At 71.9% G+C, this 14,026-nt stretch carries 17 protein-coding genes and 1 pseudogene; 7 read left to right on the top strand and 11 right to left on the bottom strand.

Features of this window, described 5'->3' with window-relative positions; all coding sequences use genetic code 11:
• The first annotated feature begins 53 nt into the window (after positions 1-53).
• A complete protein-coding gene (locus LOZ83_RS21700; RefSeq protein ID WP_236792900.1) occupies positions 54-938 on the top strand; it encodes a universal stress protein in 885 nt (294 codons plus the stop codon).
• Here LOZ83_RS21700 and LOZ83_RS21695 read toward each other — a convergent pair.
• A complete protein-coding gene (locus LOZ83_RS21695) occupies positions 890-1,189 on the bottom strand; it encodes a hypothetical protein (protein ID WP_236792899.1) in 300 nt (99 codons plus the stop codon). The genes LOZ83_RS21700 and LOZ83_RS21695 overlap by 49 nt on opposite strands.
• Before the next feature lie 127 nt (positions 1,190-1,316).
• On the opposite strand from LOZ83_RS21695, the gene LOZ83_RS21690 reads away from it, so the two are divergent.
• Positions 1,317-2,156 (top strand): universal stress protein, encoded by an 840-nt coding sequence (locus LOZ83_RS21690; RefSeq protein WP_236792898.1) that lies wholly within the window; start codon positions 1,317-1,319, stop codon positions 2,154-2,156.
• Between the two features lie 7 nt (positions 2,157-2,163).
• On the opposite strand, the gene LOZ83_RS21685 is transcribed toward LOZ83_RS21690, so the two are convergent.
• Positions 2,164-2,571 (bottom strand): hypothetical protein, encoded by a 408-nt coding sequence (locus LOZ83_RS21685; RefSeq protein ID WP_236792897.1) that lies wholly within the window; start codon positions 2,569-2,571, stop codon positions 2,164-2,166.
• 209 nt (positions 2,572-2,780) lie between these two features.
• Between LOZ83_RS21685 and LOZ83_RS21680 the strand changes: the two genes are divergently transcribed.
• The gene (locus LOZ83_RS21680; protein WP_236792895.1) at positions 2,781-3,698 is read left to right on the top strand and encodes a TauD/TfdA family dioxygenase; all 918 of its coding nucleotides are present in this window, start codon (positions 2,781-2,783) and stop codon (positions 3,696-3,698) included.
• A 4-nt stretch (positions 3,699-3,702) separates the two neighbouring features.
• On the opposite strand, the gene LOZ83_RS21675 is transcribed toward LOZ83_RS21680, so the two are convergent.
• Together LOZ83_RS21675 and LOZ83_RS21670 are read right to left on the bottom strand one after the other, a co-directional pair.
• Complete coding sequence (locus LOZ83_RS21675) at positions 3,703-4,698, bottom strand: glycoside hydrolase family 172 protein (protein WP_236792893.1); 996 nt, start codon at positions 4,696-4,698, stop codon at positions 3,703-3,705.
• On the bottom strand, positions 4,699-5,019 hold the full coding sequence (locus LOZ83_RS21670) for a putative quinol monooxygenase (RefSeq protein WP_236792891.1): 321 nt from the start codon (positions 5,017-5,019) through the stop codon (positions 4,699-4,701).
• Between the two features lie 58 nt (positions 5,020-5,077).
• On the opposite strand from LOZ83_RS21670, the gene LOZ83_RS21665 reads away from it, so the two are divergent.
• Entirely contained in the window at positions 5,078-6,034 is a 957-nt protein-coding gene (locus tag LOZ83_RS21665; protein ID WP_236792889.1) for a DUF5914 domain-containing protein, read from the top strand.
• A 75-nt stretch (positions 6,035-6,109) separates the two neighbouring features.
• On the opposite strand, the gene LOZ83_RS21660 is transcribed toward LOZ83_RS21665, so the two are convergent.
• The 5 genes and pseudogenes from LOZ83_RS21660 to LOZ83_RS21640 form a co-directional block, all read right to left on the bottom strand.
• Positions 6,110-7,597: an FAD-dependent oxidoreductase gene (locus tag LOZ83_RS21660; protein ID WP_236792887.1), complete on the bottom strand. Its 1,488-nt coding sequence runs from the start codon at positions 7,595-7,597 to the stop codon at positions 6,110-6,112.
• Positions 7,594-8,266: pseudogene (locus tag LOZ83_RS40805) on the bottom strand (class I SAM-dependent methyltransferase). The gene LOZ83_RS21660 and the pseudogene LOZ83_RS40805 overlap by 4 nt, the downstream one beginning before the upstream one ends.
• Entirely contained in the window at positions 8,263-8,568 is a 306-nt protein-coding gene (locus tag LOZ83_RS21650; protein ID WP_236792885.1) for a lycopene cyclase domain-containing protein, read from the bottom strand. Before LOZ83_RS21650 ends, LOZ83_RS40805 begins: the two are co-directional and overlap by 4 nt.
• On the bottom strand, positions 8,565-8,870 hold the full coding sequence (locus LOZ83_RS21645) for a lycopene cyclase domain-containing protein (protein WP_236792883.1): 306 nt from the start codon (positions 8,868-8,870) through the stop codon (positions 8,565-8,567). Before LOZ83_RS21645 ends, LOZ83_RS21650 begins: the two co-directional genes overlap by 4 nt.
• Before the next feature lie 13 nt (positions 8,871-8,883).
• Positions 8,884-9,801, bottom strand: coding sequence for a phytoene/squalene synthase family protein (locus LOZ83_RS21640; protein WP_236792880.1), 918 nt, complete (start codon positions 9,799-9,801; stop codon positions 8,884-8,886).
• Positions 9,802-9,941: 140 nt separating this feature from the next.
• Between LOZ83_RS21640 and LOZ83_RS21635 the strand changes: the two genes are divergently transcribed.
• A complete protein-coding gene (locus tag LOZ83_RS21635) occupies positions 9,942-10,769 on the top strand; it encodes a hypothetical protein (protein ID WP_236792878.1) in 828 nt (275 codons plus the stop codon).
• A 96-nt stretch (positions 10,770-10,865) separates the two neighbouring features.
• Here the strand turns inward: LOZ83_RS21635 and LOZ83_RS21630 are convergent, their stop codons facing one another.
• A complete protein-coding gene (locus LOZ83_RS21630) occupies positions 10,866-11,366 on the bottom strand; it encodes an SRPBCC domain-containing protein (protein WP_236792876.1) in 501 nt (166 codons plus the stop codon).
• On the bottom strand, positions 11,363-11,683 hold the full coding sequence (locus LOZ83_RS21625) for a helix-turn-helix transcriptional regulator (RefSeq protein WP_236792874.1): 321 nt from the start codon (positions 11,681-11,683) through the stop codon (positions 11,363-11,365). The genes LOZ83_RS21630 and LOZ83_RS21625 overlap by 4 nt, the downstream gene beginning before the upstream one ends.
• Before the next feature lie 52 nt (positions 11,684-11,735).
• On the opposite strand from LOZ83_RS21625, the gene LOZ83_RS21620 reads away from it, so the two are divergent.
• Together LOZ83_RS21620 and LOZ83_RS21615 are read left to right on the top strand one after the other, a co-directional pair.
• Complete coding sequence (locus LOZ83_RS21620; RefSeq protein ID WP_236792872.1) at positions 11,736-13,424, top strand: PHP domain-containing protein; 1,689 nt, start codon at positions 11,736-11,738, stop codon at positions 13,422-13,424.
• On the top strand, positions 13,421-13,993 hold the full coding sequence (locus tag LOZ83_RS21615; RefSeq protein ID WP_236792871.1) for a hypothetical protein: 573 nt from the start codon (positions 13,421-13,423) through the stop codon (positions 13,991-13,993). Before LOZ83_RS21620 ends, LOZ83_RS21615 begins: the two co-directional genes overlap by 4 nt.
• Positions 13,994-14,026: the final 33 nt, after the last annotated feature.

Here is a 14,026-nt window from a genome sequence, read left to right as displayed (position 1 = left end):
TGCGGTCCATACCGTGGGGGCCGACCGCCCCACCAGCGACAGGGAGAGGATCCATGACTGACAGCACCGGTGCGATCGTCGTCGGCATCGACGGGTCTGCGCAGGCACTGCGCGCGGCCCGGTGGGCCGCCGCGGAGGCGGCGCCTCGCAACCTTCCGCTGCACCTCGTGTCGGGCATCGACCCGACACTCGGCTACTACGGCCCGTCCCTGCCCATCCCGCAGGACGCGTTCGACGCCATGGAGCGGGTCGTGCAGCAGCAGCTGGCCGAAGCGAGCGCCGCGGCACGCGAAGCAGCGCCGGATCTCGCCGTGACGACGGAGCGGGTGGGGATGCCGCCGGTGCCGATGCTGATCGAGCTGTCGCAGCGGGCGCGCATGATCGTGCTGGGTGCGTCGGGTCGTGGTGGGTTCGAGGGGATGCTGGCTGGTTCCACGGCGGTTTCCGTCGCGGCGCGTGGCGCGTGTCCGGTGGTGATCGTGCGTGGCGATGAGGGCCAGAGCGGCCCGGTGGTGGTCGGTGTCGACGGCAGCCCGACGAGTGTCAGTGCGCTGGGGGTGGCGTTCGACGAGGCCGCGTGGCGTCGCACGTCGTTGGTGGCGGTGCACGCGTGGAGCGACATGGACTACGCCACGATCGTGCCGTGGGAGTACGCCTTGCTGGAGACCGAGCCGTCCGGACAGGAGCAGGCGCGGGTACTCGCGGAAAGCCTTGCTGGGTGGCAGGAGAAGTACCCCGACGTGAGTGTCGAACGAGTGGTGGTCAAGGACCGGCCGCGGCGTCAGTTGCTGGAGTGGAGTGCCCGGGCGCAGCTGGTGGTGGTCGGTAGTCGCGGGCGTGGTGGGTTCCGGGGGCTGCTGCTGGGGTCGACGAGCCAGGCGCTGCTGCACTACGCGCGGTGCCCGGTGCTGGTCGTCCGCCCGCAGGACGCCGGCTGAGGTCCACAATGGACTTCCGGCGCGCCGGGGCGGGCCGCGGTTTCCGGCAGGGCGTGCAGCTCCTCGATCGACAGGTGCGCGCCCCGCTGCCGCGGCACCCGCGACGGCGGCGGCAGCACGTCGGTGGCCGCCAGGCCGAGGATGTCCAGCAGCTCCTTCAGATCCGCCGCGTCCCGGGCGCTTCCGGCCACGGCACGGACCGCCCGCGCGCGGCGTTCGGCCTCCGGCATCATCGGGTTCCGGCTGTTCATGCCCCGATCCTCGCAGCCGGGGACAGTCGGCTCGCCGGCCGAAAGACCCCGGTCGCAGGACGAAGTGCCCTTCGCCCGCACGCTCCGGCGTGGCATGCTCGCTGCGGAGCCACCGCGAGGAGACGGCATGAGCTGGGGCATCGTGGCCGGAGTCGACGGCACCCGCGCGTCACTGCGGGCCGTGGCGTGGGCGGCGGCGGAGGCCGCCCTGCGGCATGAGCCGCTCTTCGTCATCAACGCTTTCGGCTTCCCGGACGCCTTCTACGCCGACGTCCTCCCGCCGAGTGGCTGGCTGACGGCCCGGCGGACCGCGTCGGAGGCGATCGTCCGTGACGCCGTGGTGGGCGTCGGGTCCTGGTACCCGGGACTGGAGATCGTGCAGGAGTCCACTGTGGAGGCTCCGATCCCGTTGCTGGTACGGCGTTCCGCGGACGCCCGGATGATCGTGCTCGGTTCGGCCGGGCGCGGCGTGCTCGGTGACCTGCTGGCCGGCTCGACCGCGTCCGCGCTGACCGCACAGGCCAAATGCCCGGTGGCGGTGATCCGCGGGGAGGACCGGCCGGACGGCCCGGTCGTCGTCGGCGTGGACACCAGCCCGGCCGCCGAGCCCGCGCTGGCGGCGGCGTTCGAGGAGGCCGCACTACGCGCGGCACCGCTGGTCGCGGTGCACGCCTCACATGAGACCGACCCCGCGCGGATGTCCGCCGAACCGTTGCGGGACAGGGAAAGCCGGGTGCTCGCCGACGCGCTCGCGCACTGGCGGGAGGAGTTCCCGGGGGTATCGGTGCGCCACGTCGCCGAGCGGGACCGGCCGCGCCAGCACCTGCTCGACTGGAGCAGCCGGGCGCGGCTGGTCGTCGTCGGCAGCCGTGGCCGCGGCGGGTTCGCCGGGCTGCTGCTGGGCTCCACCAGCCAGGCCCTCGTGCAGCATGCCGAGTGCCCGGTGCTGGTCGCCCGCTCGGGCTGACGGCGGATCAGTAGTCGTCGCGGCCGGTGAAGTCCTCTTCGAGGATCTCGGCGGCGCCGGTGACCAGCTCCAGCGGATCGGTGAACTCGTTGATGTCCAGGTTGACCAGTGGCAGGGAATGCCGCAGCACCAGGTAGTCGCCCATCACGACACAGCCGCCGACGACCGTGGTGTGCCCGATCTCCTCCAGGACCGCCCGCAGGTCCACTTCGTCGATGCGCGCGAACGGGGTCGCGATCTGCACCCACTCCTCGCGCTTGTCCAGCACCTCCCGCGCGATGACCACCGTCTGCGTGCGCTCCGGTTCGTCCGGGTCCTTCCGGAAGTGCAGCCGGATCCGGATCTCGCCGGGCTCCTCGCGCACCACCCGGTACGACTGCTTGATGAACGTCACGAGCTCGCCCCAGGTCGCCACCCGCACCCCTTCCTGTTTTCGACAAAACCGTGAGCAGTCAAGCACAACGATGGGGTCCCGGACAGTGGAAACCCTTGACCCGCACGCCTGCCGGCGGAGATCATCCGAGCATGTCGAACGTGGGTGTGCTCCTGCTGCGACGTGGCCGCCTCGGCTCCCCGCCGAGCTGATCCGGCCACTGCATCCTCCACACCAGCAAGGAGTTCGACATGACCACCGTTGTGCTGCGCCCTGCGCACGTACCCGACACCACCATCGTGGAAGGCCCGCGCGTCCTGCGCCGGCTGCCCGAAGGCGTGCCGTCGCGACCCTACGACGTGTTCGGCCTGCGGCCGCTCGGCCGCGTGATCGGCGCGGAGATCGAGGGCGTGCACCTCGCCCGCCCGCTGACCGAGCCGGTGCGCGCCGAGCTGCACCGCGCGTTTCTCGAGTGGAAGGTGCTGTTCTTCCGCGACCAGGACATCACGCCCGCCCAGCAGCGCGCCTTCGCCCGGAACTGGGGCGAGCTGGAGACCAACCCGCTGCTGCCCGCCGGCGATTCCGACGACGTCACCCGGTTCTCCCGCGACGCGGCGATGCCGGCGTTCGAGAACATCTGGCACACCGACGTCACGTTCCGGCCCAACCCCGCGCTCGGCTCGGTGCTGCGGCTGGTGCGGGTGCCGGCGGCCGGTGGCGACACGATGTGGGCCGACATGGCGGCGGCGTACGACAACCTGCCCGCCGATGTCCGCCGTCGCATCACGGGGCTGCGCGCGGTGCACGACTTCGTGCCGGGGTTCGCGCGGTTCACCGACCCGGAGTTCCTCGCGGCACGGCAAGCCGAGTTCCCGCCGGTCGAGCATCCCGTGGTGCGGACCCACCCGGAGACCGGGCGGCGGACGCTGTTCGTGAACCCCGCGTTCACCACGCACATCGTCGGCCTGGACCGCGCCGAGAGCGACGCCCTGCTGCGGGTGCTGTTCGCCCAGGCACACGTGCCGGAGTTCCAGATCCGCTTCGCCTGGACGGAAAACGCGGTCGCGTTCTGGGACAACCGCGCGACCCAGCACTACGCCGTCAACGACTACGCGCCGGAGGTCCGCGTCGCCGAACGCGTCGCGATCGCCGGCGACCGCCCGTACTGACTCCTCACGCGTACCAGTAGGCCGTGGTCGCGATCTCGGCGCCCTCCAGCGGCCGGTACCGGCCACCGGACTTCCAGCCCAGCGCCTGGATCGTGACCCGCAGGTCCTGGCTGAACGCGATCGGATCCGGCGTGTGCCAGCGGTACATGCCGAACCGTTGGTGCGCCTGGTAGATCTCGTCCGGCGGCAGCACCTGCGGCAGGCCCAGCCGGCGCGTCGAGTACGGCACGTACCGGCCGCCTGAGTCGAAGTTCCACGCGCCGCCGAAGTAGTCCTCGGTGCCGGTACCGGCGATGGTCGGGAAGTCCCGGTCGCCGTCGAGGTAGAACTTCAGCTCGCCCTCGCCCCACCAGCCGGGCGCGTTCGGGGCGATCGCGAGGTAGGTCCCGGCGTACTGCCCGGGACCGCGCACGCCGTCGACGATGGTGTGCACCGCGGGCGAGCCGAGCGGATCGCTGTGCCGCCACGCGGCGTGCAGGTACGCCGTCTCCGGCGGGAGGTCCCGCAGGCGGTAACTGACCTGGTAGTACACCGGCACATCGGCGCCGCTCGCGTTGTGCAGGGTCAGCCGGGCGCGGCGGCGGAAGGGCATCGGCCAGTAGCTGTTGAGCCCGCCCGCCGGCGCGACCACGATCATCTCCGAGTCGACCAGCGCCAGCTCGCCCCAGCCGTTGCAGAAGAAATCGCCGAGCGGCACGTCGACCGCCGGGGTCTCGTCGTCGTCCCAGTACATCCGCAACGCCAGCGAGCGCAGCCGCCCGCGGTCGGTGGTGAGCCAGATGTGCTGGATGACGCCGGGACCGGTGATGTCCGCGAGCGTCGCGGTGTCGCCGTCGCCGAGCACGATCGACGGGGAGACCTTCCAGCCGCGGCCCAGTTCGCGGGCCGCGGCCGCGCCGGTGCCGCCGGTGGCGCGGGCGCCGCCACCCTTGGCACCGCTGAAGTTCTCCGGGCTGATGGAGCCGCTGACCCCCGGCTCCAGCCGCCAGATCTCGGCCATCTACTCGACGGCCAGCTCACCCAGCTCGGACCAGTCGTCCTGCGGGACCTGGAAGTTCACGATCTTCGGCGTCGCCACCAGGTGCGGCGGCAGGGTCTTCTGCGCGGTCTTGAAGTGGTCGGACTGCACGTGCGCGGCGGCCGCGTCGTCGTGGAACGCCTCCACCAGCACGTACTCGGCCGGGTTGTCGAGGCTGCGCGACCAGTCGAACCACAGGCAGCCCGGTTCGGCCCGGGTGGCCGCGGTGAACTCGCGCGTGATCTCGGGCCAGCGGTCCGCGTCTTCGGGCTTGATCCGGAACTTGGCGGTAATGAAGATCATGGCTTTCCCTTCTAGTCTGGGCCCATCCAACCGTCAAGTGTGGAGGGAGCGGGCCGGAATGGCACGTCGGTGGCCGATCCAGCGAGTGCCGCGCGCGCTGTGGTCCGCGCAGGAGCCTACCTTCGGCGACGCGTCACCCGCACTGATCGAAGCGGCCGCGAAACGGGCCGGGGCACGCGCGTCGGGCAACTGGTTCGTCTTCGCCGCCAGCACCGACATCCGGGCGGACCGTCCATTCGGGACCCGGGTCGACGGCCGGGAACTCGTCGCGTGGCGGGACCGGGCCGGCACGCTGCTGGTCGGCCCGGGGGAGTGCCCGCACCTGGGCGCGCCGCTCGCGCACGGCCGCGTCGTGTGCGACACGCTCGTCTGCCGCTGGCACGGTCTGCCCGTCGGGGCGGACGGCCGGTTCGGCTGGGAACCGTTGCCCAGCCACGACGACGGCGTGCTCGCCTGGGTGCGGCTCGACGGGCCCGAAGATCCGCTGCCCGAACCGGTCCTTCCCGCGCGCCCGGCGCTCGCGGGCAGCGTCGCGGTCGTGACGAGGGTCGACGGCGTGTGCGAGCCCGGCGACATCATCGCCAACCGCCTCGACCCGTGGCACGGCTCGTGGTTCCACCCGTATTCGTTCACCCGGCTCACCGTGCGCGCCGTGCCGGAGCCGCCCGACGACCGGTTCGTGGTCGACGTGACCTTCCGGGTCGCGCCCGGGATCGGGGTGCCGGTGCGCGCCGAGTTCGCCTGCCCCGAGCCGCGCACGGTCGTCATGACGATCACCGAAGGCGAAGGCGAAGGCAGCGTCGTCGAGACCCACGCGACCCCGCTCGGCCCGGGCGCGGACGGCCGGCCCCGGACGGCGGTCATCGAGGCGACCATCGCCACGTCGGACCGCCCCGGGTTCGCCTTGGCCCGCAAGGCCGCCCCGGCGATCCGCCCCCTCATGCGCCGCGCCGCGGCCCGCCTCTGGCGCGACGACCTCGCCTACGCCGAACGCCGCTACGCCCTGCGCTCCTGACCTCCCGGCGTGTTTGCCCGCCCCGCGGGCGTGTTGGCCCGCTGCGTCGCTGACTTTGCCGCGTGCGCGGCCAACTCACGGTCGTGGCGGGCCAACACGGCTCAGGGCGCGGAACAACGCGAAGCGGCCGCGCGTGGGCACGGTCGTGATCGGGTGCCCGGCGGTCCGCCAGCCGCCGAGCAGGTGATTGGCGGCGAGCCAGCCGGTCGTCGCCGCGCGTTCCATCAGCGCGACCGGGAGGTCGACCCGGATACCGTCGCCCGCCAGCACCAGGCCCGGCACCGGGGTGACGATCGGCGGGCGCCGGAAGTACGTGTGCGGCGCCAGCAATGGGCAGTCGGCACGCCACTCCTCGCGTTCACCGACGATGTGCGCGCGCCGGGTCTCCGGGTAGACGGCGTGCAACCGCGACAGCAATTCCTTCGCCGTCGTTTCCCGGTTCGTGGCCGCATACGCGTGGAGTTCGACGACGGATCCGCCGGTGCGGTGCGCCCACGCGGCCGCATCGGCGTCGTAGCGTTCGAGCACGCTGATGTTGTCCAGCGGCGGCATGCCGCCCGTGGCCAGGAAAGCGGAGCGATCCGCCCGCACCGGCCGGTCCAGCCAGAGCCTGCGCACCAGGAACGGTGGCGCCGACTGCTGCTCGGCGATCTGCTCACGCCACTCCGGCGGCCCCAACCCTGACGTGGCAACAAGTTCCCGCAGCGCCGGGATCTCCAGCGCCAGTACCACCGCGTCGACCTCGTACGAATTCTGTCCAGTGTGGACGGTGAAACCCGGCTCGATCGCGGTGACCGGTGTTTCGAGACGCGTCGTCACGCCGAGGCCGCGCAGCCGCTCGACAACGGGATTCCACAGCGTGTGGAACGGTTCGCGCGGCACGTCGAACAGTAGGCCCTCGGCGGAGCCCAGGAAGTAGAGGTGGAACATCACCGCGAGCTCGGCGGCGGAAAGCCGCTCCGGTGAAGCGAAAAAGCTCCGCGAGAACACGTCGAACGCGAGATGCCGCGCGGCCTCGGGGAACCGGACCCGCGCCAGGAAGTCGGCCGCGTTCTCCGTGTCGAGCCGCTCGTAGGTGCCCGGCACCGAAACGTCCACAAGCGACAGTGCGGCACGCAGGTTTACCTTACGCAGCGCGGAAAGCGTGAAGGTGGGGCTGCGCAACGCGAAGCCGATCGCGTTCCACGGCGGTGTGCGGGGGATGCCGCGGAAGGTGTCGGTGTGGCCGTGTTCGTCGAGCAGCGGGTAGTCGTGCACCGGCCGCAGGTCGACGCCCGCGCGGCCGAGCAGCGCGCGAAGGTTGTAGTATTGGCGGAAGAACGCGTGGAACCCGCGGCTCATCCCGACCGTGGTGCCGTCCGGCAGGTCCGTCGTCCAGCCGCCGACCCGCCCGCCCCAGTACGATTCGCGCTCGAACAGTTCGACCTCGACGCCGCGCTCGGCGAGTGCGGTCGCGGCGGTCAGCCCCGCGATCCCGCCGCCCACCACGGCGACCCGCCTGCGCTCCGGTACCCGGTCCTGCCCGGTGGGTGCGGCGAATCGGACGCGCCTGCGGTCGCTCACAGCTTCTCCGCGCGGAAGGTGTGCTCGATGCCGCGCTGCCAGCCGGTCATCGTGCTCGCGCGCACCCCCGTGAACCCGGCCCGGCCCAGCCGGGCGGTGAACGCGGTCGCCCCGTCGAAGTCCAGCACACTGCGCCACAGGTAGCGGTACAGGCTCGCGTCGCCGGAGACCACCTTGCCCAGCGGGATGATCACCGACCAGCACACCACGTGCCAGATCAGCCCGCGCGCGCGGGCTGTCGGCGACGCTGTAGTCGTGCACGACGAGCACCCCGCCCGGGCGCAACAGCCGCGACATCGCGGCGAGCGTCGCGCCGGGGTCGGGCAGGTTCCGGATCAGGTACGCACAGAAGATCGCGTCGAACGGTCCGGTGACCGCGGCGTCCTCGATCCGGCTGTGCAGGAAGCTCACCTTGTCCGGCCAGGGTTTCCGGCGCGCCTCGTCCAGCATGCCGGCCGACGCGTCCACCGCGACGATCTCCGCGTCCGGGACGACGCCGAGCAGGGCGCGGGTCGAGGCGCCCGTACCGCAACCGGCGTCCAGAACCCGTTGCGCGCCAACGGGAATCGACAGCGCCGAGCGGCGCAGGTGATCGTGGTAGCCGGGGTTGAGGCCGACCAGCCGGTCGTACGCGCGGGCGCCGCGATCGAACGCCGCCTCCAGCGTCATGCGGTTTTCCTTCCCCGAAGCCACAGCAGCAGTGTCAGCGTGACGAGGCTGAACCCGAACAGGTAATCCTCGACCGGGATGTCGAACGGGAACCGCAGGCCGGTCAGCTGGTCCGGGTCGTACCGCACGATCGGCGCGGACAGCTTCGTCAGCCAGCCGTCGACGAGGATCTGGAACGCCAGCACAATGACCATCGAGATCCAGTAGGCCGGGCGGCGGAACAGACCCGTGCGCAGCCACCACAGCTCGACCGCGACCACGGCGGGCACGGACAGCGCCGCCGGCAGCGTGTACCCGATCACCGCAGCATCCGCTCCACGGTCTCGAAGGTCAGCAGCCCGCACACCGGGACCACGAGGAAGAACAGCGCCTCCTCCAGCGGCACACCGAACGGCAGCGTGAGGCCGACGAGGTAGCGGGGGTTGTAGTTCCACACCCCGGCCGCGATCGCGATCACGTCCCACACCAGGAACACCACGGCCGCCGGCAGGACGGCGCGCGCCAGCCGCACCGGCTGGCGGTACACACGCGACCCGGTCAGCTCCAGCGGCAGCGTCACGAGCAAGCAAGCGGCCAGCAACAGCAAGTACTGCCAGTGATCCATCCTCCGCCTTCCCTCAACCCACAGCCCGGGCCCACAGCGCCCGCGCCGCCGCGCCGCCGGCCAGGGCCAGCCGTTCCCCGCCGCCGACTCGCGCCCGCACGTGGAACACGTTGTGCCCGTGGTCCTCGATGCGGTCGAGGATCCGAGCGTAGAGGCTGAACGCCGTCGCCACACACGGGCGCGACACGGGATCGAGCATCGCGATGCCCGGCCGTGCGCGCCGGTAGACCGCGCGGGTGAACGCGATCTGGTCGGCCAGCGCGCGCCGCACCCGCGCGTCGAGCCGGGTCGTTCGGCGGCACCAGGCGAGCAGCTCCCGGTCCACGTCGTACGCGCGCAGCTCGTCCGCCGGCAGGTACACCCGGCCGCGGTCGAGATCCTCGGCGATATCGCGCAGGAAGTTGGTCAGCTGGAAGGCCTCGCCGAGCGCGGCCGCGTACGGGGCGGCCTCGGCCGGGTCGCCGACGGTGCCCAGGACCGGCAGCAGCTGCAGCCCGATCACCTCCGCGGAGCCGTGCACGTAGCGGCGCAGGCTGGCCCGGTCCGGGTAGCCGGTGACGGTGAGGTCCATCCGCATCGACGCGAGGAACGCCGCGTAGAACGCCGGGTCGATGCCGAAGCGCTTCGTCGTGTCGATCAGGGCGGCCAGCACCGGATGCGCCGAGCGCCCGGTGCGCAACCCGTCCGCCAGCTCGGCCTGCACGCGCGCGAGCCGCTCGCCGACATCGCCCGGCGATGGGTGGTCGACCAGGTCGTCGGTGTAGCGGGCGAACCCGTACAGCGCGTGGATCGCGGGCCGCTGGTGCGGGCGCAGCAGCCGGGTCGCGAGGAAGTAGGTGCGCCCGTGGCGGGCGTTGAGGGTGCGGCAGCGCGTGTACGCCTCGTGCAGGCGCGGATCGATCCGCGCGGCGGCGAGCTCTCGCCGGGACAATGGCCGCTCCTGGGGTCCGGGTGCAGGCCCCCATGATGCCGGGGCGGGCGGCAGAACTGGGGAAGCTGCCGGTGCTGCCGACCAATATTGCGCTCTATATTGCAAGATAGACCGCCGGAACACACAGAAAGGCGCATCGGATGACCGACCGGGACGCGGCCGTGGCGCTCGAAGTGGCCAGGACCGCGGACGCGTGCACGATCGCGGTGCGGGCCGCGGCGTACGCCGTGCTGGACGAGCTGATCCAGGCCAGCGCGCACCGCGAGGAGCTGGTCGCGATGTGGGCGCGGCTGCTCGTCACCGTCGTGCCCGAGGACCTGGCGGCCGAGCTGATCGACCAGCTCTGGCGCCACGACGACAGCCACTGGCTGATCGCGGTCGAGCACTTCCTCGACTACGCGCAGCAGCGGGACATCGCCAGCTTGGACCGGTTCGCCGCTGAGGTCACGTCGTGGCCGTGGCCGGTGCAGGCGGAGTTCGCGAGGGTGGTGCTGGGCACCATCGCCCGCGCGCTGCCCGACGGCATCGTGCCCTCGCACTACCTGGTGGCGCGCGGCATGATCATCGAGGCGGCCGAGCTGCTGGACTGCCCGGAGCTGGTCGACCCGCTGGCCGGGCTGGTGTCGCTGGGCTGGCGCGCGGACGGTGCCCCGGCGACGCGGCTGGCCTATGACGTCCTCGGCCACATCGAGCGGGAGCTGCCCGGCACGAACCTGCGGGCGGTCAAGGTGCTGGCGCTGGTGTCCGGCAGCTGCGGCGGCCCCGTCGAGCCACACGACGGGATCGGCCTGCTCGGCGACGCGTTGCGCGCGACGGCGATGGCGGCCCGCGCCGTGCGACTCGCCGAAACCGGTGACCTGCACCAGATCGAGACCGAACTGACCGCGCCGGCGGACAACGTCCCGGTGCTGCTGGCGCTGGCACTGGCGGTCGCCTCGGGCATCCGCGGCAAGGAGAACGGCGGCTGATCAGCCGCGGCGAGCCCGGCGAGGAGCCCGCCGCGCCACCAGCCAAGGCGACCTGCGGCTGAGTGGGTGGGCCGGCGCACCGGCCCACCCGCCAGCTCACTGCGCGAGCGTCTTCCCCGTCTCCAGCAACGACTTCAGGTCGCTGAGGATCCACGGCCAGCCCCCACCGCCGTTGGTGGCGTCTTCGCCGCCGCCGTCGACCATGAAGGCCAGTTTCGGCATGTCCTCGAGGTCGTGCAGCACGGTCAGCTTCGCGCCGCCGGCGGCTTCGGTGATCTCGTACGTCAGGGTGCTGAAGCCCTCGGCGGCCACGCCCGGGTCCATCAGCATCCGCCATTTCAGCACCAGCCTGCTCGGCGGCTTCGCCTCCACCACCTCGCCGTCGATGATCGCGTCCGGGATGGGGTAGCCCTGCGCCTTCGACGCGTCGATCATCGCCTGGCTGGGCCGGGTCTCGAACTTCGCGCCGGGCGTCAGGTCGTAGTCGGTGAGCCCGCCGTAGCCGTACCGGTCGGTCCACTCCGGTTTGATGATCGCGTCCCACACCTTCTGCGGCGTGGCCTTGATGTAGATCCGGTGCACCTGTGTCGTGGTCATGGTTCCCCTTCCAGTTCTTCCTTGAGTTCGGTGAGCGCCGAGGCCTGGCGCTCGGTGTACTTGTCGATCCACCGGTCGTGGATCGACCGGATCGGCACCGGGTTGAGAAAGTGCAGCTTCTCCCGCCCGGACCGGCGCGTGACCACGAGATCGGCGTCCTCCAGCACCTTCAGGTGCTTCATCACGCCGAACCGGGTCATCTCCAGCTCGGACTCCAGCTCCGTGAGCGTGCGGCCGTCACGCGCGAAAAGCAGGTCCAGCAGGAACCGGCGAGTGGCGTCGGCGAGTGCCTTGAACACCCGGTCGTCGTCGGTCACACCCTGAGAATAGGTGACCTAATGGTCACATGTCTACCCCGACATGTCCCCGATGACTCATGCACCTCCGGCGTTCATGCCGGGTTCGCCGGTGCCCGAGAAGCTCGGAACCGTGCGCCATCCTCACGAGCCGGCCGGGCTGACCCCCGCCGCCGACACGTCGATCCCGGACGAGGAGCTCAGCCCCGCCGACTTCTCGCGGCGCGCGGTGTTCCGCAGTGCCGGGCTGCTGGGCGCGGGCCTGGCCACTGGCGGCGTGACCTCCGCGCCGGGCCGGGCACCCCGCGGCGGCTACCTGTGGCTCGCCGGTGACCACCACGTCCACACGCAGTACAGCGAGGACGCCAAGTACCGGGTCATCGACCAGGTGCGGCACGCGAACGCCTACGGCCTCGGCTGGCTCGTCATCACCGATCACGGCGGCGAGACGCACGCGCGGATCGGCGTCGAGAAGGTCAACCCCGACATCGTCGCGGCGCGCGAGCAGATCCCGGACACCTTGGTGTTCCAGGGATTGGAGTGGAACATCCCGGCCGCCGAGCACGGCACCGTGTTCGTGCACCCCGGCGCGGGCGAAGTCTCGCTGCTCAAGGAGTTCGAGAACACCTACGACGGCGTGGTCAACAACGCGTCCGGCGACAGCCCGGCCAACGAGGCGCTCGCCGTCGCGGGCGTCGGCTTCCTCGCCGACGCCGTGCGCCGCCGCCGGGTGGCCGACGCGTTGTTCCTCGCGAACCACCCGGCGCGCAAGGGAATCGACTCGCCGCACGAGATCCGCGGCTGGCGCGACGCTGCCCCCGAGATCGCGGTCGGTATGGAAGGCGCGCCCGGCCACCAGGCCGCCGGGCTCCCCGCCCCGCACGGTCCCGGCGGCGCCCGCGGCATCTACGACAGCACGCCGGGCGCGGAGTCGTTCCCCGGCTATCCGCCGGCGAGCTACCGCACCTGGGGTGGGTTCGACTGGATGACCGCGACCGTCGGCGGGCTGTGGGACAGCCTGCTCGCCGAGGGAAAGCCGTGGTGGGTCACCGCGAACTCCGATTCGCACCACGTCTACGCGGACAACTCGGTGCACGCCCCCGGCACCGATTTCGACACCCACGGCCGCCACGACGACCCGGTCCACGGCGCCGACCTCAACCTCACCGACACCGATTTCTGGCCCGGCTGCTACAGCCGGACCACGGTCGGCGCGACCGAGTTCTCCTACTCCGCGGTGATGGACGGCATCCGCGCGGGCCGGGTGTGGCTCGACCACGGCGGCCTGATCAGCGGCCTCGACGTGCGGCTGCGGGCGCGCGACGGGCACGGCTCGGTGCCGCTCGGCGGCATGCTGCACGTCCGCCGCGGCACCGCGGTCGACCTGGTGATCACCATCGATCTCGCGAACGGGCCCAACTGGGCGCAGTTCGTGCCGGCACTCGCCCGCGTCGACGTGATCCAGGGCGACGTGACCGGCCCGGTGTCGGACCGCGACACCTTCGTCGCGCCGGGCACGCGCGTCGTGAAGTCCTTCGAGGTGGGCCGCTCGACCGGGCGCGTGGAGCTGAGCCACCCGCTGGGCGAGATCGGCGCACCGCTGTACGTCCGGCTGCGCGGCACGGACGGCAAGCGCGCCGCGGTGGGCCCGCGGGGCGCGGCGGTCGATCCGGCCGGCCCCGCGATGGACACTCCCGGCGATGCCGACCCGTGGGAGGACCTGTGGTTCTACACCAATCCGATGTGGGTCCTGCCCTCGTGACCTGTTTCGGCATCGACACCGGCACCTGCACGCTGGGGGAAGCGGACCGCGTGGCCCGCGATCTCGTGGATCTGCTCGACCTCCCACCGCAGGCCATCGTGTGCACCCACCTGATCCGCGGCGAGCAGCCGCACGTCGCGCTTTCGCTCTGGGTGCCCCCGCGTTTCGGCGGGCTGTGGAACGAACTCACCCGGCTCACGAAGTACGGCACGGCCGGCGTCGCCTCGGACACCGGCCGCTCGGGCCGCCCGGACCTGTCCGCCGCCGCGGCGGACGCGGCGGTCGAGCACCTGTCGCGCCGGGGTGGCCGGGCCGTGGTCTACCCGGGCTCGACCCAGCTGACCGGCACGGTGCGGGTGGGGGAGATGATCGCCCGCTCGGCGATCGCACGCGTGCACGTGGTGGGTGGCGAGCCGCCGGCGGCCGGCGACCTGCTGGAGACGCGCGACCATGTCCGGCCGCAATGGCAGGCGGGGGAGCTGGTACTGGAGATCGCCCCGGTCCACAATGGACGGTTCGCGCCGGTCGAGCTGCCCGATCCCACCCCCTGCCGCGCGGACCACGGCTAGCCCGCACACACCTACTCGCGGTAAGTTCCGTCT

Origin of the sequence: Amycolatopsis sp. GM8 (genome assembly GCF_021653975.1) — a bacterium.
GTDB lineage: Bacteria > Actinomycetota > Actinomycetes > Mycobacteriales > Pseudonocardiaceae > Amycolatopsis_E.
This window is presented reverse-complemented; position numbering and strand designations above follow the sequence as displayed.

Coding starts and splice junctions, on each gene's coding strand:
- LOZ83_RS21700 (WP_236792900.1), top strand. CDS start 54: ATGACTGACAGCACCGGTGCGATCGTCGTCGGCATCGACGGGTCTGCG.
- LOZ83_RS21695 (WP_236792899.1), bottom strand. CDS start 1,189: ATGAACAGCCGGAACCCGATGATGCCGGAGGCCGAACGCCGCGCGCGG.
- LOZ83_RS21690 (WP_236792898.1), top strand. CDS start 1,317: ATGAGCTGGGGCATCGTGGCCGGAGTCGACGGCACCCGCGCGTCACTG.
- LOZ83_RS21680 (WP_236792895.1), top strand. CDS start 2,781: ATGACCACCGTTGTGCTGCGCCCTGCGCACGTACCCGACACCACCATC.
- LOZ83_RS21675 (WP_236792893.1), bottom strand. CDS start 4,698: ATGGCCGAGATCTGGCGGCTGGAGCCGGGGGTCAGCGGCTCCATCAGC.
- LOZ83_RS21670 (WP_236792891.1), bottom strand. CDS start 5,019: ATGATCTTCATTACCGCCAAGTTCCGGATCAAGCCCGAAGACGCGGAC.
- LOZ83_RS21665 (WP_236792889.1), top strand. CDS start 5,078: ATGGCACGTCGGTGGCCGATCCAGCGAGTGCCGCGCGCGCTGTGGTCC.
- LOZ83_RS21645 (WP_236792883.1), bottom strand. CDS start 8,870: ATGGATCACTGGCAGTACTTGCTGTTGCTGGCCGCTTGCTTGCTCGTG.
- LOZ83_RS21635 (WP_236792878.1), top strand. CDS start 9,942: ATGACCGACCGGGACGCGGCCGTGGCGCTCGAAGTGGCCAGGACCGCG.
- LOZ83_RS21630 (WP_236792876.1), bottom strand. CDS start 11,366: ATGACCACGACACAGGTGCACCGGATCTACATCAAGGCCACGCCGCAG.
- LOZ83_RS21620 (WP_236792872.1), top strand. CDS start 11,736: ATGACTCATGCACCTCCGGCGTTCATGCCGGGTTCGCCGGTGCCCGAG.